Consider the following 26,774-nt stretch of genomic DNA (forward strand, 5'->3'; position numbering starts at 1 on the left):
GACCTCACGCGGCGTGCGAGGGTGGAACTGGGCCGACTGGAACTCGTGGGCGCGTCGGCCGTTGCTTGGCCGCGGCAATTGCAAGCGAGTAGGAGAGTACGTGAACCGACGCCAGCTTGTTCAAGGGTCGGCAGCGCTGCCGGCGCTGCTGCTTGCTTCCCGACGCAGTCTGGCCGCCCCTTCGGATGACATGTTCGGGCCGTCCACCGTGAGGGACCTGGCGCGGAGGTTGGCGAGCAAGCCGTACGAGGCGCCGGACGAGAAGCTGCCGAGTGGATTGAAGGACCTGGACTACGATCAGTATCGTTCGATCCGCTTTTTGCCCGAGCGCGCGCTCTGGCGCGGCAAGAATCTTCCGTTCGAGGCGCAGTTCTTCCACCGCGGCTTCTTTTACAAGAACAGGGTCAACATCTTCGAGGTCGCGGACGGAAAGGCGTCCGAGCTCAAGTACCGCAAGGCGGACTTCTCCTTTGGCGAGAAGGTCCCGGCGTTCGAGGACATCGATCTCGGGTTCGCAGGCTTCCGCATCCACGCGCCGATGAACCGTCCCGACTATTACGACGAGGTCTGCGTCTTCCTGGGGGCGAGCTACTTCCGCGCGGTGGCCAAGGGGCAGACCTACGGCCTTTCTGCCAGGGGGCTCTCGATCGATACGGGCGAAGCCAAGGGCGAGGAATTTCCGCTCTTCAAGACGTTCTGGCTCGAGCGGCCGGCGCCGGGTGCGACCTCGTTGGTGATTCATGCCCTGCTCGACAGCAAGAGCTGCGCCGCGAGCTATCGGTTCACGGTGCGGCCCGGTGAGACGACGGTCTTCGACGTCGAAATGTCGGTCTACCCGCGCGTCGAGATGCCGCGGGCCGGTCTCGCGCCCATGACCAGCATGTTCTTCTATGGTCCGAACGACCGCAACGACATCGACGATTTCCGCCCCTCAGTCCACGATTCCGATGGCCTTGGGATCTTCAATGGGAAGGGCGAGAGCCTGTGGCGGCCGCTCAGCAATCCCCGCGATCTCCAGATCAGCACCTTCCAGGATCTCAATCCGCGTGGCTTCGGGCTGATGCAGCGGGAGAGAAACTTCTTCGCCTACCAGGACATCGAATCCAGCTTCGAAAAACGCCCAAGTCTCTGGATGGAGCCGATCGGGGATTGGGGCGAGGGCGGGGTCGTGCTGTTCGAGATCCCGACCAAGGAGGAGGTCCACGACAACATCGCCGCATTCTGGCGACCGAAAAACCCGCTGCAGGCCAAGGGCGAACACAACTACACCTATCGGCTGCATTGGGGGCCGGATAGCCCGAAGCCGCATTCGCTCGCCAGATTCACGCGAAGCGGGATCGGGGCGAGGGGTGAGGACGCGCGCCTGTTCGTGCTCGATCTGCTCGGCGACAACCTCAAGGGCATCGATCCTGCCGATGTCAAAGGCGTGGTGACGGCGGAGAAGTCCGAAGTGAAGAACATCGTCACGCAGCCCAATCCCCACACAGGTGGGTGGCGGCTCAGCTTCCAGTGCCAGGTGAAAAGCGAGCCGATCGAGCTGCGGGCGTTCCTGGCCCAAGGCGACAGGCCCTTGTCGGAAATCTGGGTCTACCGATGGGCGCCCTGAGCACGGCACCGCGGCCGATGGCCGGCGATATCGCGACCCAGCGCCTGCTGCCGGGCGAGTCCCCCCTTCCGATGGCTCCCGGCGACCTCGGAAAAAACCAGGTCGCCCACCGCATTCCTGCGCCGGTTGCCCCCGCGATGGCTTGGCGGCGCGGCCTCATCGTCGTCTCGACGGCGGCGCTCACGGCGGCCGGCGGATATGAGATGTATCGCGTGCTGCAGGTCGGCGGCGTCACCGTCCTTGAAGCCATGGTGCTGGCGCTCTTCCTGGTCCTGCTCGCCTGGGTCGCCTTCTCGTTCGCCTCCGCGCTGGCCGGCTTCTTCGTGCTGCTCGTCCATCGTCCGGGCGCCTTCGCGCCGGACGCGGAGCTGCCTGCGATCGCAAGCCGCACCGCCATGCTGCTTCCCACCTACAACGAAGACCCGCACCGATTGACGGCGCGGCTCCGTGCGATCATCGAATCCCTGGAGACGACCTCGCAAGGAAAGCTGTTCGACTGGTACGTTCTGAGCGACAGCACCGATCCGGACATCTGGGTCGCCGAAGAAAAAGCGCTCCTCGCGCTGCGACAGGCGGTGGGGACGCCACGGCTGTACTATCGACACCGAGGCGAGAATACGGCGCGCAAAGCCGGGAACATCTCCGAGTGGATCACGCGGTTCGGCGGCGCGTACGATTTCATGATCGTGCTCGATGCCGACAGTCTCATGAGCGGGCAGACCATCGTCCGACTGGTCCACGCCATGGAAAGCAATCCGAGCGCCGGGCTCGTTCAGACGCTCCCCATGGTCGTCAACGCGCGAAGCCTGTTCAGCCGGGTCCAGCAATTCGCGGGCCGCCTGTACGGACCGTTGATCGCCGCCGGCGTCGCCTGGTGGCACGGCTCCGAAGGCAATTACTGGGGCCACAACGCGATCATCCGCGTGAAGGCGTTCGCGGAATCGGCCGCGCTGCCGCAGCTGCGCGGGCGCAAGCCATTCGGCGGGCACATCCTCAGCCACGATTTCGTCGAAGCTGCGCTGATGCGGCGCGCGGGGTGGGGCATCTACATGCTGCCGACGCTCGGCGGAAGCTACGAAGAGGTGCCGCCCTCGCTGCTCGATTTCGCAGCGCGCGACCGACGCTGGTGCCAGGGCAATCTTCAGCATCTGGCTGTCGTGCCGGCGCGGGGTCTCCACTGGGTGTCGCGCCTGCACTTCATGGTGGGGATAGGGGCATATCTGACGGCACCGCTCTGGCTGCTGTTCCTCTTGCTGGGCATGCTGATCTCGTTGCAGGCCCGCTTCGTGCGGCCGGAGTATTTTCCGAAGGGTTTCTCGTTGTTTCCGACGTGGCCCGCCCAGGATCCCGTGCTCGCCATCTGGGTGTTCGTCGCCACGATGGGTCTGCTGCTGTTGCCGAAGCTGCTCAGCCTCGTCCTCGTTTGGATGCGGGGCTCGGCGAGACGCCAGTTCGGCGGCGCGTTGCGAGCCTCGGCCGGAGTTCTCGCAGAGATCATCGTATCCGCGCTGATGGCGCCGGTGATGATGATCTTTCAGTCGATCGCGGTGGTCGAGATTCTGGCCGGCCGCGATGCCGGCTGGCAGACGCAAAGGCGCGACGACGGCACGGTGGAGCGCCGCGAACTCTATCGGAAGTACGGCATTCCAACCATGTGCGGCGTCGCGATGGCCGCAAGCGCCTACGCCGTTTCGCTGCCCCTGCTGCTTTGGATGTCGCCGGTCATCGTTGGATTGCTGTTCGCCGTTCCCATAGGCGCGCTGACCGCCATGCCCGTCTCCGGAAGATTGTTTGTCACTCCCGAAGAGCGAGAGCCGCCTCCCGTGCTGCGGCGAGCGAACGAAGTGAGCGCGTCGGCGGACGCAGGGGGCAACCCCGCGTTGCTGGAGCTGCGCCAAGACCCCGCGCTCCTGGCCTTCCACCTCGCTCAGCTGCCGCCGCCTCGCCCCACCAGGCCCGACACGGTCGACGCCAACCTGGCGGTCGGACGTGCCAAGATCGATGCCAGCGAGACTTTCGAGGAGGCCGCAGAGCATCTGTCCTCGCGGGAGATCTTCTCGATCTTGAACGACGGTTCGGCGCTCTCGACCGTGTTGCAGAAGCCATGAGGTTTCGGCCTGCCGGGCGCGCCCATCGGCGAGCGGCGAGCATTGGGCATGGAGCCCTTGCTTCGATGGGGCTGCCCTGCAGCGCCGCCCGCCTTTCCGCGACCGCGCTGGACTATTGCGGACGCCTTCGAGGTGATGTTGATGCTCCGCCCCACGGAACCGGCGAGCTTGGTTCGCTGTTTGCATCCGGGAAGTACGGTGAACCGCGATGAAATGGATGCTGGTGGTTCTGGTCGGCGGCGTGACGCCGGTCAACACAGACCTGGTGTTTGACAAGTTCGCCGATTGCCTTTCGGCGGAAGAGCAGATGCGCAAGCACTATGCTGACGCTTTCGAGGCTTGGGACAAGTGGGCGGCAGTGAACATCGAGCGGCGTCGCGACTATTCCAAAGCCCGGGAGGCGCAAGCCAAGCGCTTGTTGAGCAATGTTGGAACGTGCGTGCCTCATGGTGACGGCGCCGTCGTGAAGCCGGAGGCCAGCCCTTCACCGACGCCTTCACCCAAGCCCAGCCCATGACGAGCAAACGAAGCGACTGCGAGCATGCTGCGGGGCTGGCTCGGATGCCGAGGCCGCTTCGACGCAAGCCTGCGCGCACGCCGTGGCATCCGCGCGGCCAGGAGGACGGGGGTCCTGCTGGATTGGCGAGCAAGAGTCTATGCCAGGCAGCTGTCGCCTGATGCACCCGGTTCGACAACTCGGCCGTTCTGACATCTTTTGACTCAACATGCCGACGCGCAGAAACGTTCAGTCACACACGGCCCAATTTGGATCCAGGTGCCCGGATAACGAGCGCGGGTCCGGAGAAGGGCGGCGCTCGATTTCATCAAGATCGCACGTTCGTCGGGTGGTTCAGCTTTGCAAGAGCGGAAAGCGGGGTCTGCCGCGTCGAAGGGCCTGATGTTCGCGCTGCGGTGCGCGGTGTGCAGCTGACCAATGGACGAAGCCTGGAGCGACGATCAATGGTCTAGAAGGAGCGCAGATGATTTTCGCAATGGTAAGCGCAATGAGAAGGCTGCCAATGTGCCGGTTGAAGATGTCACGGAGCCTCGGTTTCTCGGTGCTGATGGCCGTCGCCGTCGCATCGCCTGCATTAGCGCAGGCGAGCTTCAATAGCGTCGCCGGGGCATGGTCGGGCAGTGGTTGGATGAAGCCTAAGGACGGGCCCCGGGAGCGGGTCCGCTGTAAGGTCGACTACGTTCCCAAGAACGAAGGTCAATCCGTCAAGATGAATGTGCGCTGCGCGAGCGACGCGTACAAGATGGACCTGGGCGCTACAATCGAACAAAGCGGCTCGGAGCTTTCAGGAAACTGGTTCGAAAGCCAGTACCGCGTCGGGGGCAAGGTCTATGGGCAAAATCAGAATGGCGTGATCGATGCCCGCATCGAGGGCGACAAGATCACAGCGTTGCTCGTCGTTCGTACGAAAGGAAGCCGCCAATCCTTCGTCATGGAGTCGCCGGGGGCCTGGGTGTCCGAAGTCTCCATCGATCTTACGCGTGATGCGCGATGAAGCGAACAAAGCGCCGACATTCGCATTCAGACGACAGCCGACTGAGCGGCAACAGGCTTAGGAGTGCTCGTCCAGATAGCTGACCGTGGCGGCGAGCTGATAGCCGCCGTTGCGCACCGTCTTGAAGATGTGATTTGCGCCGCCCTCTGCAAGTTTGCGCCGCAGTCGACTGATCAGCACATCAATGGAGCGGTCTAGGACGTCTCCATCGCGCCCGCGGGTCAGATCGAGCAGTTGGTCGCGAGACAGAACGCGACCGGGACGGTCGAGAAACGTCAAGAGAAGATCAAACTCCGCTCCGGTCAAATCGATCGAGCCGCCTTGCGGAGCGACCACCGACCGGGCGGACGGATCGGCGACGAACCCTTCGAAGAGGTAGCGACCCTTCCGGCCGTGAGAGGGGCGGTCATCGTCGCCGCGTCGGAGCACAGCACGAATCCGGGCGATCAGCTCACGCGGGTTGAACGGTTTGCCGAGATAGTCGTCGGCGCCGATCTCCAGACCGATGATCCGATCCACGTCTTCCTTCAGAGCAGTGAGCAGGATGATCGGAATCCGCGACCGCGTGGACCGGAGATCGCGACAAAGATCGAGTCCGGACCCGTCCGGCAGCATCACGTCCAGCACGATCAGATCGATCTGATTCGTGGCGATCCGTTCACGTACTTCCACGCAGCGGGACGCGAGTTGAACCCGGAAGCCCTGCTCCTTGATGTAGCGAGCAAGGAGCTTGCGGATCTCTAAGTCGTCATCGACGACAAGGATTTGGGGAATGTGCATGGGCGCCGGTTTAGTCCGGTTGGAACAGGCTGAAGGGTAATAATTGTAACGAAGGCTGTCCTCAATTCGGGCTGGACATCTTTCGACACAAATGGCGGTCGGCCAGCAACATTAGGTCATCCGCAGCCAGATTCCGAGCCATGTAGCCCGTTTATCAAGAGCGCAGGGTTCACAATAAGGGGGTCTGAATGCGCTCCGCCGCCGGTCTTAATCATCCTGGTTCATATCCGTCGTTTCCGTATCAACGCCGGTGGCCGCTCGGATATTGCGCTTCGGCCCTGCTCGTCCTTGCACTGTTGCCGGGTTGCGCGACCCCCGCCCTGGTCCAGGGCAACGGGCTCTCCTCTTACGAGGGATTGAAGCAGTCGGACGGAAAGATCACCAAGTCCCGTCTTCAGGTGAAGAAAGAGCAGGTAACGGCGGCGAAGACGATCAATATCGCACCGACGGCATTCCCTGCCCACGTTGCGCCTGCCCTAACCCATGAACAGCGTATCCTTGTCGCCAACACGGTAAGCCGCGCCTTGTGCATCAATTTGAGCGACAGATTCAGGGTGGTGCCGTCCGATCAACGGGCGGATTTGACCGTGCGTGCGGCCATTACGCGTGCGACGCCGACTGATGAAGTCGCCGCGGGCGTCTCGGCCGCGGCGAAGCTCGGTTCAAGCTTCGTGGATACGGCCGTTCCGATTCCGGTGCCCCGCATTCCGGTTGGGCTCGGAGACTTGTCCATCGAAGCCGAGGCCGTCGACGCCACGGGGCGACAGCAAGCCGCCATGATCTGGGGAAGAGGGGCGAACGCCTTTTTCAGCACGCCGAGAGCATCGAAAGCCAGTGACGCTTACGATCTCGCTCGGGACTTCGGCGACGATTTCGCCAAGATGCTCAATAAGGGTGAAAGTCCCTTCGAAGGCTTTAGTATCGAGATCCCGTCCTTGGAAAAGGTCGGTTCGAATATTGGTCTCGCTCCCAAGTATGCGGCGTGCGAAAGCTACGGCCGCGCTCCTGGGATCGCCGGTCTCGTCGGCGGCAAACTGGGCCTTCCTCCTGAATGGACCGATGATGGTCCAGTGGAGACACGAAAGTAGTGGCGATCAAGGACGGCCGCATCGGCAGACACAGCCTTTGCGGCTCGACCCCGAAGGGCGCCATGATGATGGTCATCCGCGCCATCGAGTACGGCCCCGTCATGTATGCGTCCAGATCGGCGATGCGCGTGGCCGCGCTGTTTCTGATGACCGGCCTTCTTTGCGGATGCGCCTCCATGTTCCCGCGCGATGTGGTTCCGAAACGACTGATCGACGAGGCCGAACTCGCCGGGATGCCGAACGTCCGGGTATGGGGGGATGCTCCGCCTGAGGCGCTTGCCGCCCTGTCTACGATCAAACAAATCCGGAGGAAGCCGAATGCCGCTCATGGTCGTCTCGGCCAACAACCGGATGAGCTTAACATTCTCGCAATATCTGGCGGAGGCGACAACGGTGCCTTCGGCGCAGGTCTCTTGGTCGGGTGGGGTGATGCGGGCACGAGACCTGAGTTCGATCTGGTCACCGGGGTCAGTGCCGGCGCGTTGACTGCGCCGTTCGTCTACCTGGGGCGGACCAGAGATGCGGCATTGAAAGAGGTGTTCACGAGGTACGAGCGCAGCGATATCTACGATCCCGGCGTCGTAGCGCCATTGCTCGGATCGGGCCTGGTCGACAGCTCTCCGCTCGAGAGTCTGATAGCAAAGTATGTCGATGATCAATTCCTCCGCGATATCGCGATGGAGCGGCGCAAGGGCCGCGTATTGCTCATCGGAACGACGAATTTGGACGCGCAGCGTCCGGTTCTATGGGATGTGGGACGCATAGCCATGAGCAATCATCCCCAAGCCCTGCCCCTCTTCCGGAAGATCCTGCTGGCTTCCGCTTCTGTGCCGGGTGCCTTTCCTCCCGTCCGCATCAAGGTCAGTGTTGCAGATCGGACCTACGAGGAACTGCACGTCGATGGGGGCGTGACTCAGCAGGTTTTCGTGCCGCGACCTTCGACGATCATTTGCACCGACGTTCCAGCCAAGAGAGCCGCTGCACGCCTCTTCATCATCCGAAACGGAAAGATCAACCCGGAATGGGAAGCCGTAGAACCGGGCATTTTCTCTATTTCGCTGAGGTCGATCTCCACCTTGATCAAGAATCAAAGCATCGGCGACCTCTATCGCATCTATGCGAAGGCCGAGATCGACGGTACCGACTTCAACCTTGCGGCAATTCCGTCGACCTTTCGAGCGACGAGGGAGACGTCGTTTGAGCAGGGATATATGCAAGCGTTGTACACCGAAGGCTATCGTTCGGGTTTCGAGGGCTACCAGTGGATGAAGGCACCCCCGGGGATCGCGAACAACCCGAAGCCGCTGAGTCGCGTCTCCAGTTCGGCGTCGCCCCCCGCCGGCCAGAGTGCGGAGCTCCGGTAAAGTGTGTCCCGTCGCTGTGAAAGGGGACCCGTCAGTGTGGCTCCGCCGGAAGCGATTGCGCAACCGGCAGCGTCACGGTCTGAATCAGCCCCCGGAATGATCCATTCTGGATTTTGATGCTGCCTCCGGCGCGCTGAACGATCTCTTTCGCGATCGTCAAACCGAGTCCGGCACCATCGAACTGCTTCGTGCGCGCCCGGTCGACGCGGAAGAACGGCTCGAAAACCTGCCCGATGAGATCGGGCGGAATCCCCGGACCGTCGTCGTCGATCACAACGACGGCGTCGTTCGCGCTGCTTTGGACGGCAACCCGGGCCCGCTTACCATGCGTGGATGCATTTATGAGCAAATTCCTGAAGGCGCGGCTCAGACCCGTTCGATTCGCGAGCGCGGTCGCCGCCGCAGAACTGGTCAGGGTGATGTCGTAAGATAGCGTTCGAAGCTCGTCCACGAGGTCGGAAACGAGAATGTCCAGCCGGATCGGCTCGGGCGCCGATTTGCCGGAGTCCTCTCTCACGAGAAGTATTGCGCTGTCCGCGATCCTTTCCAGCTCGTCCATATCCTTGAGCCACATTTGGCGGTCTTCTTCATCCGCGACGAACTCGGCGCGCAGGCGCATACGGGTGATCGGTGTCCGTAAGTCATGGCCCGCTGCCGCGACGAGCCGCATTCGGCTTTCCATTGCCGCCTTCAGCCGGGAAGACAGAGAATTCAGCGCTCTGGCTGCGACCCGTACCTCCGCCGGTCCTGTCACGGCCAGTTCGGGAAGAACACCGTCCGGGCCTACGGTCTCGATCGCGCGTTCGAGAAGTACGAGGGGTTTGACCATCCGGTTCGCGAAAAAGAGAGCGACCGCCATCGTGCCCAGCGTGGTCAGCGCAAGCCAAATCAAAAGGAGATGGAAGATGCCGCCCGCGGGAGGCAGGTCAGGGATTTGCGTGACGACCCATCCTTGATCGACCGGAATGGACAGGAGAGGAAGGTCGTCCTTGCGGGACACGATGACGTCGCGGGGGATCCCGCGGGCCGTCAGAGCGGCGCGCAGCCACGTGGTGAGATTGGTTTCGACTTCACCGCCCGCTGCGGCCTGTTGAACGATGACCAATTTGGGAGCGACCTGCCCAACTCGGGTCAATAACTCTACTTGGTCGACGAGTGGACTGATTGCCTCCCGTTCGTTGGGCGGATCAAACAGGTAGACGAGAATCCCGGTCAGAATGCAGACCACCGAGATGATCACGACGGTGAGAAGGACGGCGAGTTTGGCGCGCAGGGTGTTCACGCCGGAAAGTCCTGCACCCCGACCTTCGCGACGAGTTGATAACCGCCGTTGCGAACTGTCTTGAAGAGGGGCGGCATTCCGGAAGTGTCCAGTTTGCGCCTCAACCGGCTGACGAGGACATCGATGGAGCGATCGAAGACCTCTCCCTCCCGGCCGCGCGTAAGGTCGAGGAGCTGGTCCCGCGAAAGCACACGCCCCGGTCTGTCGAGGAAGACCTGCAGCAGGTCGAATTCCGCGCCGGTCAGTTCCAGGGCATTGCCCTGCGCATCGGTTACGCTGCGCAACTGAGGATCGGCCGTAAGGCCGTCGAATCGGTACTTCCTCGTTTCTTGAGATCGAAGACTTCTTTCTGAGCGGCGCCGCAAGACGGCGCGAATTCTGGCGACCAGTTCTCTCGGATTGAACGGCTTGCCGAGATAATCGTCGGCTCCCATTTCCAGACCTACGATGCGATCGACATCCTCCTTGAGCGCCGTCAGAAGGATAACGGGGATCATGTTTCGCTTCGCTCGCAAATCGCGGCAGGCGTCGAGCCCGGAGCCGTCCGGAAGCATCACATCCAGAACCACGAGATCGACCTGTTCGGCCGCAAGGCGCTCGCGCATCTCGTTGCAGCTCGATGCCAGGACGACGCGAAGCGACTGGCTTTCGATGTAGCGGGCAAGCAGCTTACGAATCTCGGGATCGTCGTCGACGACCAGGATCTGAGGAGTGTGTTCGTGCATGGATGCCCTTCACGGTGGCTCGGAAGCACGGTTTTACCGGTAAGCAGGCTCGAAAAAAGCCGGAACTCGTAACGAAAGGCGCCAAGGCACCCATCTAGCAACATTTCGACACAAATGGGCACCCGCCCGAGACGATCCGACACAAATTGTACTACGCGAGCAAACCCCACGTCCTACCCGAGCAGTCGTCGGCCGTTCGAGGAAGGTGATGGCTGGCGAGGCGTTCGGGAATCGACGGGGCGCGGAGAAGGGTGCTGATATGAAAAGAATCCATCGCGGCCTGAGGTCGATGGCGCTCATGACGTCTCTGGTCTTCCATTCTACCGTCCATGCGGAAAGTCTCTCATTCGCGATGACCGTCTTGGCCGCATCGGTCGAGAGATCGGAGGTCACCAGAACGATCACGGCGACAGGCAACGTCGTCGCGTGGCGTGAAATCCCGGTCAGCTCTGAAGCGGGTGGGCTGGCGGTGATCGAGGTCGCCGTGGACGAAGGCGACCTCGTTGCGAAGGGGCAGGTACTGGCGCGCCTCAGCCAGGATCTGACGGCTGCGGCGATATCCAAGCAGAAAGCCGCGATCGACGAACTGGAAGCGAGCCTTGCCATTGCCAGATCGGATGCTGCCCGCGCGCATTCGGTGTCCTCGGGCGTGATGAGCGCGCAAGCCATCGAGCAGCGCGAGACGCTCGTCAAGACGACCGAGGCCAAGCTGGAAGCGGCTCGTGCTCAACTCGACGAAGCAGAAGCACGGCAACGTCAGACGGTCATCATCGCTCCCGCCGCGGGAACGATCGCCTCGAGATCGGTGGCGATCGGCCAGGTGGTCCAAGCCGGGGTCGAGATGTTCCGATTGATCCAGGACGATCGCATCGAGGTCGATGCCCGCGTGGTCGAAACCGACCTGCTCGCTGCTGCCGCGGGGCAGCATGTGATGGTGCTCGGCCCCGGCGGGCAATCCGAGCATGGATCGGTCCGCCTCGTTTCGCCGGTGGTCGATCCGAAGACGCGCTTGGGTACGGTTCATGTCGCGCTGCCAAAGGGAACGAAACTCAAGCCGGGGATGTTCGCTCGGGTCGAGATTTCGGCCGAAAGAAAACTCGCGTTGACCGTTCCCCTGAAGGCGCTGGTCTGGCGCGAAGCGAAGGCGCACGTCTTCAAGATCGGGCGCGACAGTCTGGTGTCGTTGGTCGAGATCGGTATAGGCGCCAAGGAATTGGATGACGTGGAGGTCCTGCGCGGACTGGAGGCTGGAGATCGCATTGTGACCCATGGTGCAGGTCTCCTCAGTGACGGCGATTTCGTGAACGTGAAGACTGCCTCGGTCAAAGGCGGCGCGCTGCGATGAACGGCATCTCCGGTTGGGCGATCCGCAATCCTGTCGCGACCATCATTCTGTTCGTGCTGCTCACCCTTGCAGGAGCCGTCGGCTGTTCGAAGCTCCGGCTCAACAATATGCCCGACATGGACATTCCGACGGTGACCGTCAGCGTTGCCTGGCCTGGAGCTGCGCCGACCGAAATCGAGGCGCAAATCACCCGATTCGTCGAGGATGGCGTCGCAGGACTTGGTACCGTCAATCGCACTCGTTCGATCGTGAACGAGGGACTGTCCATGACCATGGTCGAGTTCGCGATCGGCACCGATATCGATCGGGCGACGAACGACGTCCGGGATGCCGTCGTATCGATCCGTTCGAAGCTCCCGCAAGCAACGCTCGATCCCACGGTCCGGCGCGTCGAGGCGACGGGACAGGCGATCCTCACGTTCATCGTCGACGCTCCGATGATGGCTCCGGACGCGTTGAGCTGGTTCATAGACAACGACATCGCCAAATCCGCGCTCGCAGTCCCCGGCGTCTCCAAGATCCTCAGATCCGGCGGTGTCGATGCGGAAATCACCGTTAAGCTCGATCCCGACCGATTGCTCGCTCTGGGACTGACCGCCGCGGAAGTTTCCGACCTTGTGAGAAACCGCAACATCACTCAGCCCGGCGGTCGTGCGACGCTCGGGGGATCCGAGCAAGTCATTCGTACCGTGGGAAGCGTTCCGGACGTCGCGGCCCTGAAGGAGATGCGGCTCGCCTTCAGCGATGGCCGCAGCGTCAAGCTGTCCGAAATCGCAACCGTCGAGCGCTCATGGGCCGAACCGCGACAGAGGTCCCGGTTCAATGATCGGGAAGTCGTGGGCTTCAGCGTCTACCGCGCCGTCGGGACCGGAGAGTTTGCAGTGACCCGAGCCGTCAGGAAGCGGATGGCCGAATTCGGCGCTGGGCACGCTGGCGTTCGGATCCTGGAAGTGACGTCCTCGACCGATGCGGTCATCGAGGGATACGACGCCGCCATCGAGGCGCTCCTGTTGGGAGCGTTGCTCGCAGTCCTGGTCGTATGGATCTTCCTGCGGGATATTCGGGCGACCTTGATCTCGAGTGCTGCGCTACCGTTGTCGTTGATGCCGACCTTCGCGGTGATGTATGCGCTGAACCAATCGCTGAACAACATCACTCTTCTGGAGATTGCCCTGGTCGTCGGCATTCTTGTCGACGACGCCATCGTGGAAATCGAGAACATCGTCCGGCATATTCGGCAGTCCGGAAAGACCGTTTACGAGGCCGCCATCGATGCGGCCGACGAGATTGGCCTGGCCGTGGTCGCGACGACGTTCGCCATCATCGTGGTTTTCGCGCCGGTCGGCCTGATGCCGGGCATTCCAGGGCAGTTCTTCAAGGCTTTCTCGATCGCCGTTTGCAGTTCTGTCTTCTTCTCTCTCGTGGTCGCTCGCCTGCTTACGCCATTGATGGCGGCCTTTCTCCTGAAGACGACCGGAAAAGAGCATCCCGAGCCGGCGTGGGTGCGGTACTATGCCTTGGTGTTGACCTGGACGCTGCGCTATCGATGGATCACCATCGTCGCCGGTGTCATAGTCTTCGTCGCGTCATTATCTCTCATTCCGTCCCTTCCGACCGACTTCATGCCAGCGGCCGATCGAAGCCGCACGATCCTCAGCGTAGAGTTGGCGCCGGGTGCGACGTTGCAGGAAACGGACGCTGCCACGCAAAGGGTCGCGTTCCTGCTGAGGGCGAGACCAGAAGTCGCTTCCGTCTATGCCGCCGTCGGAACTGAGACCTCGACGCTTTCCGGCCCGGGAGACCTGTCGACCTCGGTGGGAGAGGTCAGAAGATCGACCGTTACGATCAACCTCGTTCCGAGAGCCGAGCGAACCCTCTCCCAACAGGCGTTCGAAGCCTCGATCGGCCGTCAACTGTCGATCATTCCGGGCGTCCGGATCCGCCTCGGCGAGGACGGGTCCTCCGGCGCGAAAATCCAGATATCCTTGTTGAGCGATGATGCCGCAGCACTTGCCGATGCGGCACGCCGATTGGCCCAGGATATGCGCGCAACTCCTGGATTCCAACGCGCGAGAGTCACAAGCAGTTTCGCCAAGCCTGAGCTCCAGATAACGCCTAAGGCGGACAAGGCCGCTCTCCTCGGAGTTTCCACGACTGCGATCGCCAAGACTGTCAATATCGCCACCGTAGGCGATATCGACCAGAACCTGTCGAAGTTCAGCCTGGGCGCACGGCAGATTCCGGTTCGCATTTTGCTGAACGACGCTGCTCGCTCCGACATGGCTGGCCTGTCGATGCTGCAGGTGCCGACTTTCGAGAAGCCGGTGCCTCTGTCGTCTGTCGCCGACATCAGCTTCGGCTCAGGTCCGCTCCAGATCGAGCGGACCGATCGCACCAGAAGCGAGACGGTCGAAGCGGAATTAAGTGGCTTGACGGTCGGCGAGGCGGAAGACCTGGTCGCCCGGATGCCTTCGATCAAGCGGCTGCCGGCAGGGGTGTTTTACAAGCCTGCGGGCGATTCCGAACGCATGCAGGAGCTGTTCGACGGCTTCAAGCTCGCGGTCGGGTCGGCCATCGTTCTGCTCTTCGTCGTCCTCGCGCTGCTCTTCAACGGGTTCGTTCAGCCGGTAACCATTCTCACCGCGCTACCGCTGTCGGTCGGAGGGGCTCTCGGCTCGTTGCTGATGACGCAGATGTCGATCTCCCTGCCGGTCATGATCGGGCTGCTCATGCTCATGGGAATTGCGGCGAAGAACTCGATTCTTCTCGTCGAGTACGCGATCGTCGCCAGACGCGATGGCGGCCTTGATCGCACGCAGGCTTTGTTGGACGCGGCCCGGAAACGAGCTCGGCCGATCGTCATGACCACGATAGCGATGAGCGCCGGCATGCTGCCCATAGCTTTGGGCATGGGAGCGGATGCCGAGAGGAGGGCGCCTATGGCAATCGCCGTGATCGGGGGATTGTTCAGCTCGACCCTTCTCAGTCTGATGTACGTGCCCGCTTTTTACACGGTGATGGACGATCTCCAGCGTTGGTTGGGAAAAGTCTTTCAGGCAGACGTTGCGCGAACCGGTGAGGTCGCTCGAAGCGCGCCGTGACGTCGCGGCGTGCCGGCTTCGTGCATCAAGCGATCAAGCGCATCCGCGTCAAGGCGAGGATGCCGATCTCGCCACCGCGTTGCGGCGATCCAAGCCCGGCGGACTGCTTGCAGAGCTATGGGCGTGAACGGCTTGCATCCGTTTGCGCGCTTGGAATATGAAGTGGGTGCTGCTTATAGTGCCGCACTCGACAAGGCAGCCATTTTGCGGTGCAACGCCGGGAGGGAGGAACTGATGTCGACGGCCCTGCGCATCGCTCATGGTGCTTTCGGCAGGGTCGCGCTGCTCGACATGGATCGATCGCTGGTCCGCCACGCTCATCATCATTGCCACGTCCTGCTCAAGGTCGAGGGGGCCGATACGCAGTTCATGGTCGGCGACCAGGTCACGCCGCTGACGGACACCGCCGCCGTACTGGTCGACGGCTGGAAGCCGCATGCCTATGTGCATGACGTCAACCGTCCGCGCACCCTGATCATGGCGCTCTATATCGAGCCGGAATGGCTGAAGGAGTTCCGTCCCGGCTGGGCCGCGAGCGGCGCGCCGGGCTTCTTCGAGCGGCCCTCGGGCGAGGTGTCGCCGCGCATCCGCCAGCTCACGCTGCACCTGGCGGCCGAAATGATGGCCAATCCGGATGCGGTGCGGACCCACGAGCAGACGCTGTCGGACCTGATGATCGCGGTGATCGAGCGCTTCACGCCCTGGCGCAGCTTTCCGACCTCGATCCGCGGCATGAGCGCGGTGAGCTGCGACTGGCGCATCCGCCGCGCGATGGATGCGATGCGCGTGCATGATTCCTATGGCGGCGTCGATCAGTTCGCGAAGGACGCAGGGCTCTCGCGCGCGCAGTTCTTCCGCCTGTTCGAGACCTCGCTCGGCGTCTCGCCAAAAATCTATCTCAACGTGGTCCGCATGGAACGCGCGCTCGACGCTGTCATGCGCGAGGACACACCGCTCGGCGAGCTCAGCGAGCGCTTTGGCTTTCCGGAGCCGGCGCATTTCACGCGCTTCTTCCGCGACCATGCCGGCGTCAGCCCGCGCGAGTTTCGCAACGTCTCGCGTCTCGCTGGTTGAGTCTCGCGGGCTGATATTGCGCTGCACGCGCTCGAATGAGACGATTTGGTAAGTCGTGAGAGCGGGCGGTATGGCCCGCGCAGCCCCTGTCCTGACAAGTGTCACCGCCGCGTCAAAGAACGCGTCGGGAGGTATGCCGGGACATGTTGCAGGCGGTCAGATCCGCAGATCCGGAACGAGGCGATGAGCCGTGGGTCGGGCGCTCGATCGAGCGCGTCGAGGACGCCGCGTTGCTCTCCGGCCGTGGTCGCTTCATCGACGATCTCGGTGTTGCGCCCGGCACGCTGCACGCGACCATCCTGCGCTCGCCGCATGCGCATGCCGATATTCTCTCGATCGATGCTGAAGCTGCAAAACGCCTGCCGGGCGTTGCGGCGGTTCTGACCGGCAGCGATGTCAAGGCGGTCACGACAAGCCTCGTCGTCGGCGTGAAGGCGCCGGTCGAATGCTGGCCGATCGCCATGGACCGCGTGCGTTATGTCGGCGAGCCGGTTGCCGTGGTCGTCGCGACGGATCGCGCGCATGCCGAGGATGCGGCCGAGATCATCAACGTCGAATATCGACCGCGCGGCGCCGTCGTCGATCCGCTGGGTGCGCTGGCGCCTGATGCTCCCGTGCTGCATGACGGCTTTCCCGGCAATCTCGCCAGCGATCGTTCCTTCCGCTATGGCGATCCGGAAAGTGCCTTTGCGGAGGCTCTGCATCGCTTCTCGATCGACATCCGCTATCCCCGTAATTCCTGCACGCCGGTCGAGACCTATGGCGTCGTCGCCTCGCATGATGCCGGCGAGGACGCCTATGAGGTGCTCGCCAATTTCCAGGGTCCGTTCAGCATTCACACCGTGATCGCGCGGGCGCTGAAAGTGCCGGGCAACCGCCTGCGGTTGCGCACGCCGCCGGATTCCGGCGGCAGCTTCGGCGTCAAGCAAGGCGTGTTTCCCTACATCGTGCTGATCGCCGCCGCCGCGCGCATCACGGGGCGGCCGGTGAAGTGGATCGAGGACCGGCTCGAGCATCTCACCGCATCGGTGTCGGCGACCAACCGCGCGACGACGCTGTCGGCGGCGGTCGCGGCGGATGGAAAGATCCTCGCGCTGGATTGGGACCAGGTCGAGGATTGCGGCGCGCATTTGCGCGCGCCCGAGCCGGCGACGCTCTATCGCATGCACGGCAATCTGACCGGTGCCTACGACATTCGTCACGTCAAGGTCCGCAACCGCGTCGTCGTCACCAACAAGACGCCGACCGGCCTCAACCGCGGCTTTGGCGGCCCGCAGGTCTATTTCGCGCTGGAGCGATTGGTTCAGACGATTGCGATTAGCCTCGGCCTCGATCCGCTCGATGTGATCAAGCGCAATCTGATCGGCGCTGGCGCATTTCCCTATCCTACGGCAACTGGCGCGTTACTCGACTCCGGCAATTATCAGGAAGCTGTCGCGCGCGCGGTCGAGCAGGGCCGGCTCGCGGAGCTGAAAGCGCGGCGCGACGCGGCGCGGGCGCAAGGGCGTCTCTACGGCATCGGCTTCACAGCGGTGGTCGAGCCCAGCGTCTCCAACATGGGTTACATCACGACCGTGCTGACGGCGGCCGAGCGCCGCAAGGCAGGTCCCAAGAACGGCGCGCAGGCGACGGCTACCGTTGGCCTTGATCCCGTTGGCAGCGTCACCGTCCATGTCGCCTCCGTGCCGCAGGGGCAGGGCCATCGCACCGTGCTGTCGCAGGTCGTCGCCGACGTCTTTGGCCTCCAGCCCGGGGACATCCGCGTCAACACCGAGATCGACACGGCCAAGGATGCCTGGTCGATCGCGTCCGGCAACTACGCCAGCCGCTTCGCCGCGGCCGTGGCGGGCACAGCAAAACTTGCGGCCGAGCGCGTCGCTGGCCGGCTCGCGCGCATTGCTGCGAGCCAGCTCAACGTCGAGGCCGCGGACATCGTCTTCGCAAAGGGTTTTGTGGCCTCAAAGCATAATCCCGAGAACCGGATCGCGTTCTCGCGCGTCGCTGCGCTCAGCCATTGGTCACCGGGCTCGCTCCCTGATGATGCCGGTCAGACCATCCGCGAGACCGTGTTCTGGACGCCGCCGGAGCTGACGCCGCCCGACGATGAGGATCGCATCAACTCCTCGCTCTGCCACGGCTTCATCTTCGACTTCTGCGGCGTCGAGATCGATTCCGTCACGCTGGAGACGCGGATCGACCGCTACGTCACCATGCACGACTGCGGCACCATTTTGCATCCCGGCATGGTCAACGGCCAGATCCGCGGCGGCTTCACCCAGGCGCTCGGCGCCGCTCTCCTCGAGGAATATGCCTACGCCGAGGACGGCAGCTTCCTGACGGGAACGTTCGCCGACTATCTGCTGCCGACCACAACCGAGGTGCCGGAGCCCGAGATCTTCCACATGGAGACGCCGTCGCCGTTCACGCCGCTCGGCGCCAAGGGCGTCGGTGAAGGCAATTGCATGTCGACGCCGGTGTGCCTCGCCAATGCGGTCGCGGATGCACTTGGCATTGCCGACATCACCTTGCCGCTGGTGCCGGCGCGGCTCGCCGAACTGGTGCGCGGCGTCGAGCCGCCGCCTCCGGCAGGCGGCGCCACCTCGGCCCCCGTTCGTGACGGCGACAGGCGGTTGCGCGGCGAAGGACAGGCCACGGTGAAGGGCGCGCCGGAGCAGGTCTGGGCGATGCTGCTCGATCCCGCCACGCTGCAATCGGTCATTCCCGGCTGCCAGCGCGTCGACAAGGTCACCGACACGCATTTCCGCGCGGACGTCACGCTCGGCATCGGCCCCGTCACCGGCCGCTATCGCGCCGATGTGGATCTGTTCGATCTCGACCCGCCACGTGCGGTCACCTTGCGCGGCGGCGCCACCGGCGCGCTCGGTTTCGGCAGCGCGGAGGGGCGCATCACGCTTGCGCCCGACGGCACTGGCGGAACAAGCCTGACCTACAGCTATGACGCCGCTATCGGCGGCAAGGTCGCCAGCATCGGCGGCCGTCTGCTTGATGGCGCGACACGCGTGATCATCGGCCAGTTTTTCACCGCGCTGGCCCGCAAGGCCGGCGGCGGTGGTGCTTCGGGTGGAGGCTTCTCGCTGTTCGCGCTGCTGGCAAAGGTCGCCGGCTTGTTCGGGGGGCGCCGATGAAGCCGCCCGCATTCGACTATCTCCGCGCCGAGAGCATCGGTGACGTCCTCGAAGGCCTCGCGCAGCAGGGCGGCGATGCCCGCGTCCTTGCCGGCGGCCAGTCGCTGATGGCGATGCTCAACATGCGCCTCGCCAAGCCGAAGCTGCTGATCGACATCATGCGGATCAGGGAGCTGCGCCAGATCGAGCGGAAGGGCGGTAGCATCGTCATCGGCGCCGGCGTGCGGCAGGCCGATCTCCTGGCCTGGCCGGGTCTCGCCGAGGCACTGCCGCTCGTGGCGCTGGCGCTGCCCTGGGTCGGGCATATGCAGACCCGCAGCCGCGGCACCATCTGCGGTTCGCTCGCGCATGCCGATCCCAGTGCCGAGATGCCGCTCGCGCTGGTCGCACTTGATGGCGAGGTGCTGTTGCGCAACGCTAAACGACGCCGTCGCGTCGCGGCCAAAGATTTCTTTGCCGGCATGATGCTGACTGCGCGCGCCGATGACGAGCTGATCGAGGGCATCTCGCTGCCGGCGGTGAAGGGATTGCGCGTCGCCTTCCGCGAGGTCGCGCGCCGGCACGGCGACTTCGCCATTGTTGCCTGCGCTGCGATGAAGACGCCGACGGGCGTGCGCCTCGCCGTTGGCGGCGTCGCGGATGTTCCGACCGCGCGCGACTGGCCGCGGCTGGAGGGAGGCGCGCTCGACGATGCCCTCAACGCCTTTGCCTGGGAGCTTGGCGCACGCGACGACGTCCACGCCACGGCGCGCTATCGCCGTGACCTCGTGCGCATGATCGGCCGCGACCTGATCGGCGAGGTGCTGCAATGACGCGCCTCGAGGCAGATCGCCGCCATCCCGTCCGCTTCACGCTCAACGGCAAGCCGGTCGAGGGCGAGGCCGAGCCGCGCATGCTGCTGTCCGATTTCCTGCGTCACCAGCTGGGCGCGACCGGTACCCATGTCGGCTGCGAGCACGGCGTCTGCGGTGCCTGCACTGTCGTCGTCGACGGCATGCTGACACGGTCCTGTCTGACGCTCGCCGCGCAGATCGATGGCTGCGAGCTCAAGACCGTCGAAGGCCTCGCACCGTCGGCCGACAGGCTCGGCGTGCTGCAGCAGGCGTTCCGTCGCAACCACGCGCTCCAGTGCGGCTTCTGCACCGCCGGCATTCTGATGTCGCTCGATCATTATCTCGCGAAGAACCCGGCGCCGACCGAGGCGGAGATCCGCGATCTCCTTAGCGGCCATATCTGCCGCTGCACCGGCTACACGCCGATCATCCAGGCGGCGCTGGATGCCGCCGCCGAGCTTGCTTCATCCAACAAAGAGACGTCCGATGCTTGATCTCGCCAGCAGCTTCATTGCCAGCGCCGCGCGCGATCCTCACGCCATTGCCCTGGTCGACGGCGAACTCCGCCTGACCTACCGGCAATGGTACGACAGAATTTCTGCCCTCGTCGCCTCGTTCGACCGCCTTCGCCTCAAGCCCGCCGATCACGTCGTCACGTTGCTGCAGAACCGCTGGGAAGCGGCGACGCTGCACTGGGCCTGCCAGTTCGCAGGCCTCGTGATCACGCCGATCAACTGGCGCGCCAAGGCCGACGAGCTCGACTATTGCATCGAGAATGCCGAGGCCTGCGCGGTCTTCCATCAGGACATCTCCGCCGAGGCCGTGCAGGGCTCGGCGCTGGCAGGCAAGCTGCTGCGCGTGTCCGTCGATCCCGGCCCGGGCGATGCAACCAGCTTCGCCGATCTGATCAGGGACCGCGTCCCCGATGCCGAGCCGCGCGTCGGAGCCGATGCCTGGTCGATCATGCTCTATACCTCGGGCACGACGTCGCGTCCCAAGGGCGTGCCGCGGCGGCATCGCGCCGAACGCGCCGCCGCGATCGCCCATGTCGCGCAAAATCTCTACGGCCGAGGTGAGCGCACGCTCGGGGTGATGCCGCTCTATCACACCATGGGCGTCCGCTCGCTGCTGGCGATGTCGTTGATCGGCGGCACGTTCATCTGCCTGCCGCGCTATGACAGTCGCCAGGCGCTGGCGCTGATCGAGAAGGAAGCGATCACCAATCTTTATCTGGTGCCGACGCTTTATCACGATCTCGTCCATCACGAGGCCTTTGCCGGGACCAACGTCTCCAGCGTGCGCAAGCTCGGCTTCGCCGGCGCGTCGATGACCGATGGCCTGCTGAAGAAGCTGAACGAGGCGTTCAAGCCAAGCCTGTTCGTCAATCACTACGGCAGCTCCGAGATCTACACCTTTACGATCGACCAGAACGCGGCCGCAAAGCCCGGCTCGGCCGGCAAGGCGGGGCTCAACCAGCACGTCAAGGTCGTGCGCATCGGCGCGAAGTCGGTGGCGGAGCTTGCCGCCGTCGGCGAGGAGGGCGAGATCATCGCCACGCTCAAAGGCGACGAGGCCTTCGAAGGCTATTGGCGCCGTCCCGAAGCGGACGCCAAGTCGTTGCGCGAAGGCTGGTATTTCACCGGCGATACCGGCTTCGTCGATGCCGACGGCGATCTGTTCGTCACCGGCCGGGTCGACGACATGATCATCACCGGCGGCGAAAACGTCTCGCCGGTCGAGATCGAGAGTTGCCTGTCGCTGCATCCAGCCGTGGACGAGGTCGCGGTCGTCGGCGTCGCGGACGAGAAATGGGGCAAGGTCGTCGCCGCCTTCGTCAAGCGCAACCGCGCGGTGTCTGAAGTCGAGCTGGAGCAGTTCTGCCGCACTTCGGGCCTTGCCAATTTCAAGCGGCCGCGCCGCTACGTCTTCGTCGACGCGATCCCGAAATCGCCGGTCGGAAAGCTGCTGCGGCGACTGCTCGTCGCCGGAGAATACGAGGCCGAGCGCCTGCCGCCGTCGGACGCGGCCTGATCATCATCCATTCAACAGAAGGAAGCACAGATGCCGTCACCCTACACATTCGCCGATCCCCGGCTCGCAAAGCTCGACGGGTTCAAGGTCGAGATCGACGAGGCGCATGAGCGCGCCGACATCATCCTGGGACGTCCACCCTACAACGTCGTGGCGATGCCGCAGCGCGACCAGCTGCGCCTGACCTTCGAGACGCTTGACGAGGATCCGCGCGTGCGCGTCATCGTCGTGCGCGGCGAGGGCGAGCACTTCTCCAGCGGCGGCAACATCGGCGGCTTCATGGCGGCGAGCCCGGAGCACGTCTCCAAGCTCGCCTGGAACATCGCGGCGCCGGCGCGTTGCGCAAAACCCGTGGTCGTGGCCAATCGCGGCTATTGCTTCGGCGTCGGTTTCGAGCTGTCGCTCGCCTGCGACTTCCGCATCGCATCCGAGACCACGCAATACGCGCTGCCGGAGCAGAAGCTCGGCCAGATCCCGGGCTCGGGCGGTTCGGCCCGCCTGCAGAAGATGGTCGGCATCACCCGCACCAAGGACATCGTGATGCGCTCCAAGCGTATCTCGGCCAAGCAGGCCTATGAGTGGGGCATCGCCACCGAATGCGTGCCGGATGCCGAGCTCGAGAAGGCGACCGACAGACTGGTGGACGAGCTCCGCACCTTCTCGCCGCTGGCGCAGCGCACGGCCAAGAAGCTGCTCAACGACACCGAGGATTCGACGCTGGCGATCGCCATCGAGCTCGAAGGCCATTGCTACAGCCGCCTGCGCCAGTCGGAGGACTTCAAGGAGGGCGTCGAGGCCTTCAACGCCAAGCGTCCGCCGAAATTCGTCGGCCGCTGATACGCGATGCAACGAACTGCCGTGGTTCGCAATGGTGCGGACCGCGGCATTACTCAAGCGGGGAGGTAGGACAAAATGGCTGAGATGGATATGCCGGCCGCGGGTGCGCAAGCATCGGCCGATAACAAGCAGATGGTCAACGCGATCATCGCATCGGTGCTCGGATGGGCGCTCGATCTGTTTGATTTGTTCATTCTGCTCTACGTGGCGCCGGTCGTCGGCGCGCTGTTCTTTCCGTCGAGCAATGCGGCGCTGTCGCTCGCCGCAGTGTACGGCTCGTTCGCCGTCACGCTCCTGATGCGGCCGCTCGGCTCGGCAGTGTTCGGGCACTATGCCGACGTGCATGGACGCAAGCAGGCGATGCTGATCGCCATTGTCGGCGTCGGCCTCAGTACCGCGGCGTTCGGCCTGCTGCCGACCATCGCGCAGGCCGGAATTATCGCGCCGATCATCTTCCTGATCCTGCGTCTGGTACAGGGTGTGTTCGTCGGCGGCGTCGTGGCCTCGACCCACACGATCGGGACGGAATCGGTGCCGGCGCAATGGCGTGGCGCGATGTCAGGCCTGGTAGGCGGCGGTGGCGCCGGCATCGGCGCGTTGCTCGCATCCTTCGTCTTCCTGATCACGTCCTCGGTCTTTCCCGGCGATGCCTTCGCCGTGCGGCTGGCGCTTCATGTTCTTCTCGGGGCTGCTGAGCTCGCTGCTCGGCTGGTTCATCTTCAGGAACCTCGAGGAATCGCCGTACTTCAAGGAGCTCAAGTCCCAGCAGGGCAACAAGCAGGCGAAGGTGTCGAAAGCGCCGGTCAAGGACGTGTTTTCGGGCGAGTATCGCGGCGTCCTGCTGGTCAATCTGCTCATCACCTTCGGCGGCGGCGCCGGCTACTACCTGACCTCAGGCTACCTGCCGAGCTTCCTGAAGGTAATCAACGCGGTGCCGAACCAGACCTCGTCGCTGATCCTGATGGGCGCGAGCGTCTCGGCGTTCTTCTCGGCCGTGCTGATCGGCGCGCTGAGCGACTGGATCGGCCGCAAGAAGACCTTTCTGCTGATCGGCACGCTGGCGGCCGTGCTGCTGCCGCTGTGCTATCTCAACCTCGCGGCGACCAAGGACACGACTGAGATCACGCTTCTTGCGCTCGCCATCGCCTTCATCGGCAATGCCGGCTATGCGCCGGTGCTGATCTTCCTGAACGAGCGTTTCCCGACCGCGCTGCGCGCGAGCGGCACGGGCCTGTCCTGGAACATCGGCTTCGCGCTGGGCGGCATGATGCCGACCTTCGTCTCGCTGGTGAGCGGCAGCCCGGCGCAGATCCCGATGTCGCTGGCCTGGTTTGCGGTCGGCGTCTTCGCGATCTATCTGATCGGGGCGATCGTGATCCCCGAGACCAAAGGCGACTTTCGCTGACCAAATCGACGCGGCCACCTTGTGGCCGCGTCGATTCATCGAACTGCGGGGCGAGATGGGCTGGCTCAGTCGCAGCCGCAATGGCTCCGGCCAGTTTGGCAAACGCGCAGCCTGCCGGTGCGCGCGGGCGCTCGCCATCTGTTGGAGCGTAGGATCATCGGTCCCGTCGCGATATAGAGCTTCATCCCATCGCGTAGTCCGGTATTGCTCTCTTTCTCGATGGCCGGCATCCTCGCACCCATGATGCGGAAAAGCGATCCCCAAAACGTCCAAGGCAGAAGGAGGCATTCGATGAAGATGATCAAAGGGCCTGCGATATTCCTGGCTCAGTTCGCTGCCGACGCGGCGCCGTTCAACTCGCTCGATGCGATGTGCGGATGGGCGGCATCCCTGGGCTACAAGGGGATTCAGATTCCGAGTTGGGATGGGCGGCTGTTCGACCTGAACAAGGCCTCGGAGTCTCAGACCTATGCCGACGAGGTGAAGGGCATTGCGGCTCGCCACGGCCTTGCCATCACCGAGCTTTCGACCCATCTGCAAGGCCAGCTCGTCGCCGTTCACCCGGCCTATGACGCGGCATTCGACGGCTTCGCCGCGCCGGAGGTGCGTGGCAATGCCAAGGCCCGTACCGAATGGGCCGTCGATCAGGTCAAGCGCGCCATTCTGGCCTCGAGGCGGCTCGGGCTGACGGCCCACGCGACTTTCTCCGGCGCACTTGCCTGGCCCTATGTCTATCCGTGGCCGCAGCGCCCCGCCGGCTTAATCGAGACCGCCTTCGACGAACTCGCCAGGCGCTGGCGGCCCATCCTCGACCATGCCGACGAGCACGGCGTCGATCTCGCCTATGAGATCCACCCGGGCGAGGACCTCCACGACGGTGTTTCCTACGAAATGTTCCTGGAGCGGGTGAACAACCATCCGCGCGCGAACCTGCTCTACGATCCCTCGCACTTCGTGCTGCAGCAGCTCGACTATCTCGACTACATCGACATCTACCACCAGCGCATCAAGGCGTTTCACGTCAAGGACGCCGAGTTCAATCCGACCGGCCGCCAGGGCGTCTATGGCGGATTCCAGAGCTGGGTCGACCGTGCCGGCCGCTTCCGCTCGCTTGGCGATGGCCAGGTCGATTTCGGCGCCATCTTCTCCAAGCTCACGCAATACGACTACGACAGCTGGGCGGTGCTCGAGTGGGAGTGTGCCCTGAAACATCCCGAGCAAGGCGCGGCCGAGGGCGCCGAGTTCATCCGAAACCACATCATCCGGGTGACGGAGAAGGCCTTCGACGATTTCGCAGGCAGCGGCACCGACGCGGCTGCCAACCGCAAGATGCTCGGCATCTCCTGAAGAGAGGGTGCAACATGGCTATCGAAGCAAGCAATGAAACCGGCGGCCATCGTCGTATCCGCCTCGGCATGGTCGGCGGTGGCCAGGGTGCCTTCATCGGTGCCGTCCACCGCATCGCCGCGCGCATCGACGACCAGTTCGAGCTGGTCGCCGGCGCGCTCGCGTCGGATCCGGTTCGAGCCAAAGCCTCCGCAAAGGAGCTCGGCATCGCTGACGACCGTGCCTATGGCTCGTTCGAGGAGATGGCGCGGGCAGAAGCGGCGAGAGCGGATGGCATCGAGGCGGTCTCGATCGTAACGCCCAATCACATGCACAGCCCGGTCGCGAAAGCTTTCCTTGAAGCCGGCATTCACGTCATCTGCGACAAGCCGCTGACGACGACACTTGCCGAGGCCGAGGAACTGGTGGCGCTGGTCAGGAAGACGGGCAGGATCTTCGTCGTAACGCACAATTACACCGGCTATCCCATGGTCCGGCAAGCGCGCGCGATGATCGCAAATGGCGAACTCGGCGAGATCCGTCTCGTCAAGGTCGAGTATCTGCAGGATTGGCTGACCGAGCCATTGGAAACCACCGGCCAGAAGCAGGCGGCATGGCGCACGGACCCGGCCCGGTCCGGAGCCGGCGGATGCATCGGCGACATCGGCACCCATGCCTACAATCTGGCCTGCTTCGTCACCGGGCTCGCGCTCGACGAATTGCTCGCGCAATTGTCGACCTTCGTCGAGGGGCGGCGGCTCGATGACGATGTGCAGATTCTGCTCAGGTGGAAAGGCGGCGCGAAGGGCATGCTGTGGGCGAGCCAGGTTGCCGTCGGCAACGAGAACGGGCTCACGCTGCGCGTCTACGGCAGCAAAGGCGGTCTCGAATGGGCGCAGGAGAATCCGAACCATCTTTGGTTCACGCCGTACGGCCGGCCGAAGCAGCTCCTGACGCGCGGTGGGACCGGCACATTGGCCGACGCCGCCCGCGTCAGCCGCATCCCCTCGGGTCACCCTGAAGGCTACCTCGAAGGTTTCGCGACGATCTATGCCGAAGCAGCGCGCGCCATCCGCGCGGCACAGGCCGGCCAAAAGCCGGATCCTGAGGTGATCTACCCAACCGTCGAGGATGGTCTGGCAGGGGTGCAGTTCATCGATGCTGCTGTGAAGTCCGCAACAAGCAAGGGCGCTTGGGTTCGAATGACGTAGC

The 26,774-nt window shown here is 63.7% G+C and carries 19 protein-coding genes and 1 pseudogene; 17 read left to right on the plus strand and 3 right to left on the minus strand.

From position 1 onward, the window contains the following. Positions 1–100: 100 nt before the first annotated feature. The 4 genes from DCG74_RS15185 to DCG74_RS15200 all read left to right on the plus strand — a co-directional run bounded on the left by DCG74_RS15185 (position 101) and on the right by DCG74_RS15200 (position 5,225). The gene (locus DCG74_RS15185; RefSeq protein ID WP_172789255.1) at positions 101–1,606 is read left to right on the plus strand and encodes a glucan biosynthesis protein G; all 1,506 of its coding nucleotides are present in this window, start codon (positions 101–103) and stop codon (positions 1,604–1,606) included. After that, entirely contained in the window at positions 1,594–3,714 is a 2,121-nt protein-coding gene (mdoH, locus tag DCG74_RS15190) for a glucans biosynthesis glucosyltransferase MdoH (RefSeq protein ID WP_172789256.1), read from the plus strand. Before DCG74_RS15185 ends, mdoH begins: the two co-directional genes overlap by 13 nt. Positions 3,715–3,922: 208 nt before the next feature. Continuing rightward, positions 3,923–4,231 carry a hypothetical protein gene (locus DCG74_RS15195; RefSeq protein WP_172789257.1) on the plus strand — a complete coding sequence of 103 codons (309 nt, stop codon included), beginning with the start codon at positions 3,923–3,925 and terminating at the stop codon, positions 4,229–4,231. Positions 4,232–4,733: 502 nt separating this feature from the next. Further along, on the plus strand, positions 4,734–5,225 hold the full coding sequence (locus tag DCG74_RS15200) for a hypothetical protein (RefSeq protein WP_257187570.1): 492 nt from the start codon (positions 4,734–4,736) through the stop codon (positions 5,223–5,225). Between the two features lie 57 nt (positions 5,226–5,282). Here the strand turns inward: DCG74_RS15200 and DCG74_RS15205 are convergent, their stop codons facing one another. After that, positions 5,283–6,005 (minus strand): response regulator transcription factor, encoded by a 723-nt coding sequence (locus DCG74_RS15205; RefSeq protein ID WP_172789258.1) that lies wholly within the window; start codon positions 6,003–6,005, stop codon positions 5,283–5,285. Positions 6,006–6,193: 188 nt separating this feature from the next. Here DCG74_RS15205 and DCG74_RS15210 point away from each other — a divergent pair, with 188 nt between their 5' ends. Then, complete coding sequence (locus DCG74_RS15210; protein WP_172789259.1) at positions 6,194–7,093, plus strand: DUF3313 domain-containing protein; 900 nt, start codon at positions 6,194–6,196, stop codon at positions 7,091–7,093. After that, positions 7,093–8,457 carry a patatin-like phospholipase family protein gene (locus tag DCG74_RS15215; RefSeq protein WP_257187571.1) on the plus strand — a complete coding sequence of 455 codons (1,365 nt, stop codon included), beginning with the start codon at positions 7,093–7,095 and terminating at the stop codon, positions 8,455–8,457. The genes DCG74_RS15210 and DCG74_RS15215 overlap by 1 nt, the downstream gene beginning before the upstream one ends. Positions 8,458–8,488: 31 nt before the next feature. On the opposite strand, the gene DCG74_RS15220 is transcribed toward DCG74_RS15215, so the two are convergent. Both DCG74_RS15220 and DCG74_RS15225 read right to left on the minus strand, forming a co-directional pair. Continuing rightward, positions 8,489–9,739: a HAMP domain-containing sensor histidine kinase gene (locus DCG74_RS15220; RefSeq protein WP_257187572.1), complete on the minus strand. Its 1,251-nt coding sequence runs from the start codon at positions 9,737–9,739 to the stop codon at positions 8,489–8,491. Then, positions 9,736–10,464, minus strand: a complete 729-nt coding sequence (locus DCG74_RS15225; protein ID WP_172789260.1) for a response regulator — start codon at positions 10,462–10,464, stop codon at positions 9,736–9,738. Before DCG74_RS15225 ends, DCG74_RS15220 begins: the two co-directional genes overlap by 4 nt. A gap of 208 nt (positions 10,465–10,672) precedes the next feature. On the opposite strand from DCG74_RS15225, the gene DCG74_RS15230 reads away from it, so the two are divergent. The 11 genes and pseudogenes from DCG74_RS15230 to DCG74_RS15285 all read left to right on the plus strand — a co-directional run bounded on the left by DCG74_RS15230 (position 10,673) and on the right by DCG74_RS15285 (position 26,773). After that, the gene (locus tag DCG74_RS15230; protein WP_246709061.1) at positions 10,673–11,809 is read left to right on the plus strand and encodes an efflux RND transporter periplasmic adaptor subunit; all 1,137 of its coding nucleotides are present in this window, start codon (positions 10,673–10,675) and stop codon (positions 11,807–11,809) included. Beyond that, positions 11,806–14,910, plus strand: a complete 3,105-nt coding sequence (locus DCG74_RS15235) for an efflux RND transporter permease subunit (protein ID WP_172789261.1) — start codon at positions 11,806–11,808, stop codon at positions 14,908–14,910. The genes DCG74_RS15230 and DCG74_RS15235 overlap by 4 nt, the downstream gene beginning before the upstream one ends. 234 nt (positions 14,911–15,144) lie before the next feature. Beyond that, positions 15,145–15,984 (plus strand): AraC family transcriptional regulator, encoded by an 840-nt coding sequence (locus tag DCG74_RS15240; protein ID WP_172789262.1) that lies wholly within the window; start codon positions 15,145–15,147, stop codon positions 15,982–15,984. A gap of 143 nt (positions 15,985–16,127) precedes the next feature. Next, positions 16,128–19,130: a molybdopterin cofactor-binding domain-containing protein gene (locus DCG74_RS15245; RefSeq protein WP_172789263.1), complete on the plus strand. Its 3,003-nt coding sequence runs from the start codon at positions 16,128–16,130 to the stop codon at positions 19,128–19,130. Beyond that, entirely contained in the window at positions 19,127–19,942 is an 816-nt protein-coding gene (locus DCG74_RS15250) for a xanthine dehydrogenase family protein subunit M (RefSeq protein ID WP_172789264.1), read from the plus strand. Before DCG74_RS15245 ends, DCG74_RS15250 begins: the two co-directional genes overlap by 4 nt. Then, complete coding sequence (locus DCG74_RS15255; protein WP_172789265.1) at positions 19,939–20,457, plus strand: (2Fe-2S)-binding protein; 519 nt, start codon at positions 19,939–19,941, stop codon at positions 20,455–20,457. Before DCG74_RS15250 ends, DCG74_RS15255 begins: the two co-directional genes overlap by 4 nt. After that, positions 20,450–21,994, plus strand: coding sequence for an AMP-binding protein (locus DCG74_RS15260; RefSeq protein WP_172789266.1), 1,545 nt, complete (start codon positions 20,450–20,452; stop codon positions 21,992–21,994). The genes DCG74_RS15255 and DCG74_RS15260 overlap by 8 nt, the downstream gene beginning before the upstream one ends. A 30-nt stretch (positions 21,995–22,024) precedes the next feature. Continuing rightward, the gene (locus DCG74_RS15265; RefSeq protein WP_172789267.1) at positions 22,025–22,831 is read left to right on the plus strand and encodes an enoyl-CoA hydratase/isomerase family protein; all 807 of its coding nucleotides are present in this window, start codon (positions 22,025–22,027) and stop codon (positions 22,829–22,831) included. A 75-nt stretch (positions 22,832–22,906) separates the two neighbouring features. Next, positions 22,907–24,236: pseudogene (locus tag DCG74_RS38835) on the plus strand (MFS transporter). Between the two features lie 291 nt (positions 24,237–24,527). Next, on the plus strand, positions 24,528–25,583 hold the full coding sequence (locus DCG74_RS15280; RefSeq protein WP_172789268.1) for a sugar phosphate isomerase/epimerase: 1,056 nt from the start codon (positions 24,528–24,530) through the stop codon (positions 25,581–25,583). 14 nt (positions 25,584–25,597) lie between these two features. Then, positions 25,598–26,773, plus strand: a complete 1,176-nt coding sequence (locus DCG74_RS15285; RefSeq protein WP_172789269.1) for a Gfo/Idh/MocA family protein — start codon at positions 25,598–25,600, stop codon at positions 26,771–26,773. Position 26,774 lies beyond the last annotated feature (1 nt).

This window comes from Bradyrhizobium sp. WBAH42 (assembly GCF_024585265.1).
Classification (GTDB): Bacteria; Pseudomonadota; Alphaproteobacteria; order Rhizobiales; family Xanthobacteraceae; genus Bradyrhizobium.

Bases quoted from the DNA above. Each gene is read 5' to 3' on its own strand.
- DCG74_RS15265 (WP_172789267.1), top strand. From the start codon at position 22,025: ATGCCGTCACCCTACACATTCGCCGATCCCCGGCTCGCAAAGCTCGAC.
- DCG74_RS15255 (WP_172789265.1), top strand. From the start codon at position 19,939: ATGACGCGCCTCGAGGCAGATCGCCGCCATCCCGTCCGCTTCACGCTC.
- DCG74_RS15250 (WP_172789264.1), top strand. From the start codon at position 19,127: ATGAAGCCGCCCGCATTCGACTATCTCCGCGCCGAGAGCATCGGTGAC.
- DCG74_RS15235 (WP_172789261.1), top strand. From the start codon at position 11,806: ATGAACGGCATCTCCGGTTGGGCGATCCGCAATCCTGTCGCGACCATC.
- DCG74_RS15205 (WP_172789258.1), bottom strand. From the start codon at position 6,005: ATGCACATTCCCCAAATCCTTGTCGTCGATGACGACTTAGAGATCCGC.
- DCG74_RS15240 (WP_172789262.1), top strand. From the start codon at position 15,145: ATGTCGACGGCCCTGCGCATCGCTCATGGTGCTTTCGGCAGGGTCGCG.
- DCG74_RS15225 (WP_172789260.1), bottom strand. From the start codon at position 10,464: ATGCACGAACACACTCCTCAGATCCTGGTCGTCGACGACGATCCCGAG.
- DCG74_RS15195 (WP_172789257.1), top strand. From the start codon at position 3,923: ATGAAATGGATGCTGGTGGTTCTGGTCGGCGGCGTGACGCCGGTCAAC.
- DCG74_RS15230 (WP_246709061.1), top strand. From the start codon at position 10,673: ATGGCTGGCGAGGCGTTCGGGAATCGACGGGGCGCGGAGAAGGGTGCT.
- DCG74_RS15285 (WP_172789269.1), top strand. From the start codon at position 25,598: ATGGCTATCGAAGCAAGCAATGAAACCGGCGGCCATCGTCGTATCCGC.
- DCG74_RS15245 (WP_172789263.1), top strand. From the start codon at position 16,128: ATGTTGCAGGCGGTCAGATCCGCAGATCCGGAACGAGGCGATGAGCCG.
- DCG74_RS15260 (WP_172789266.1), top strand. From the start codon at position 20,450: ATGCTTGATCTCGCCAGCAGCTTCATTGCCAGCGCCGCGCGCGATCCT.
- DCG74_RS15200 (WP_257187570.1), top strand. From the start codon at position 4,734: ATGTGCCGGTTGAAGATGTCACGGAGCCTCGGTTTCTCGGTGCTGATG.
- mdoH (WP_172789256.1), top strand. From the start codon at position 1,594: ATGGGCGCCCTGAGCACGGCACCGCGGCCGATGGCCGGCGATATCGCG.
- DCG74_RS15280 (WP_172789268.1), top strand. From the start codon at position 24,528: ATGAAGATGATCAAAGGGCCTGCGATATTCCTGGCTCAGTTCGCTGCC.
- DCG74_RS15210 (WP_172789259.1), top strand. From the start codon at position 6,194: ATGCGCTCCGCCGCCGGTCTTAATCATCCTGGTTCATATCCGTCGTTT.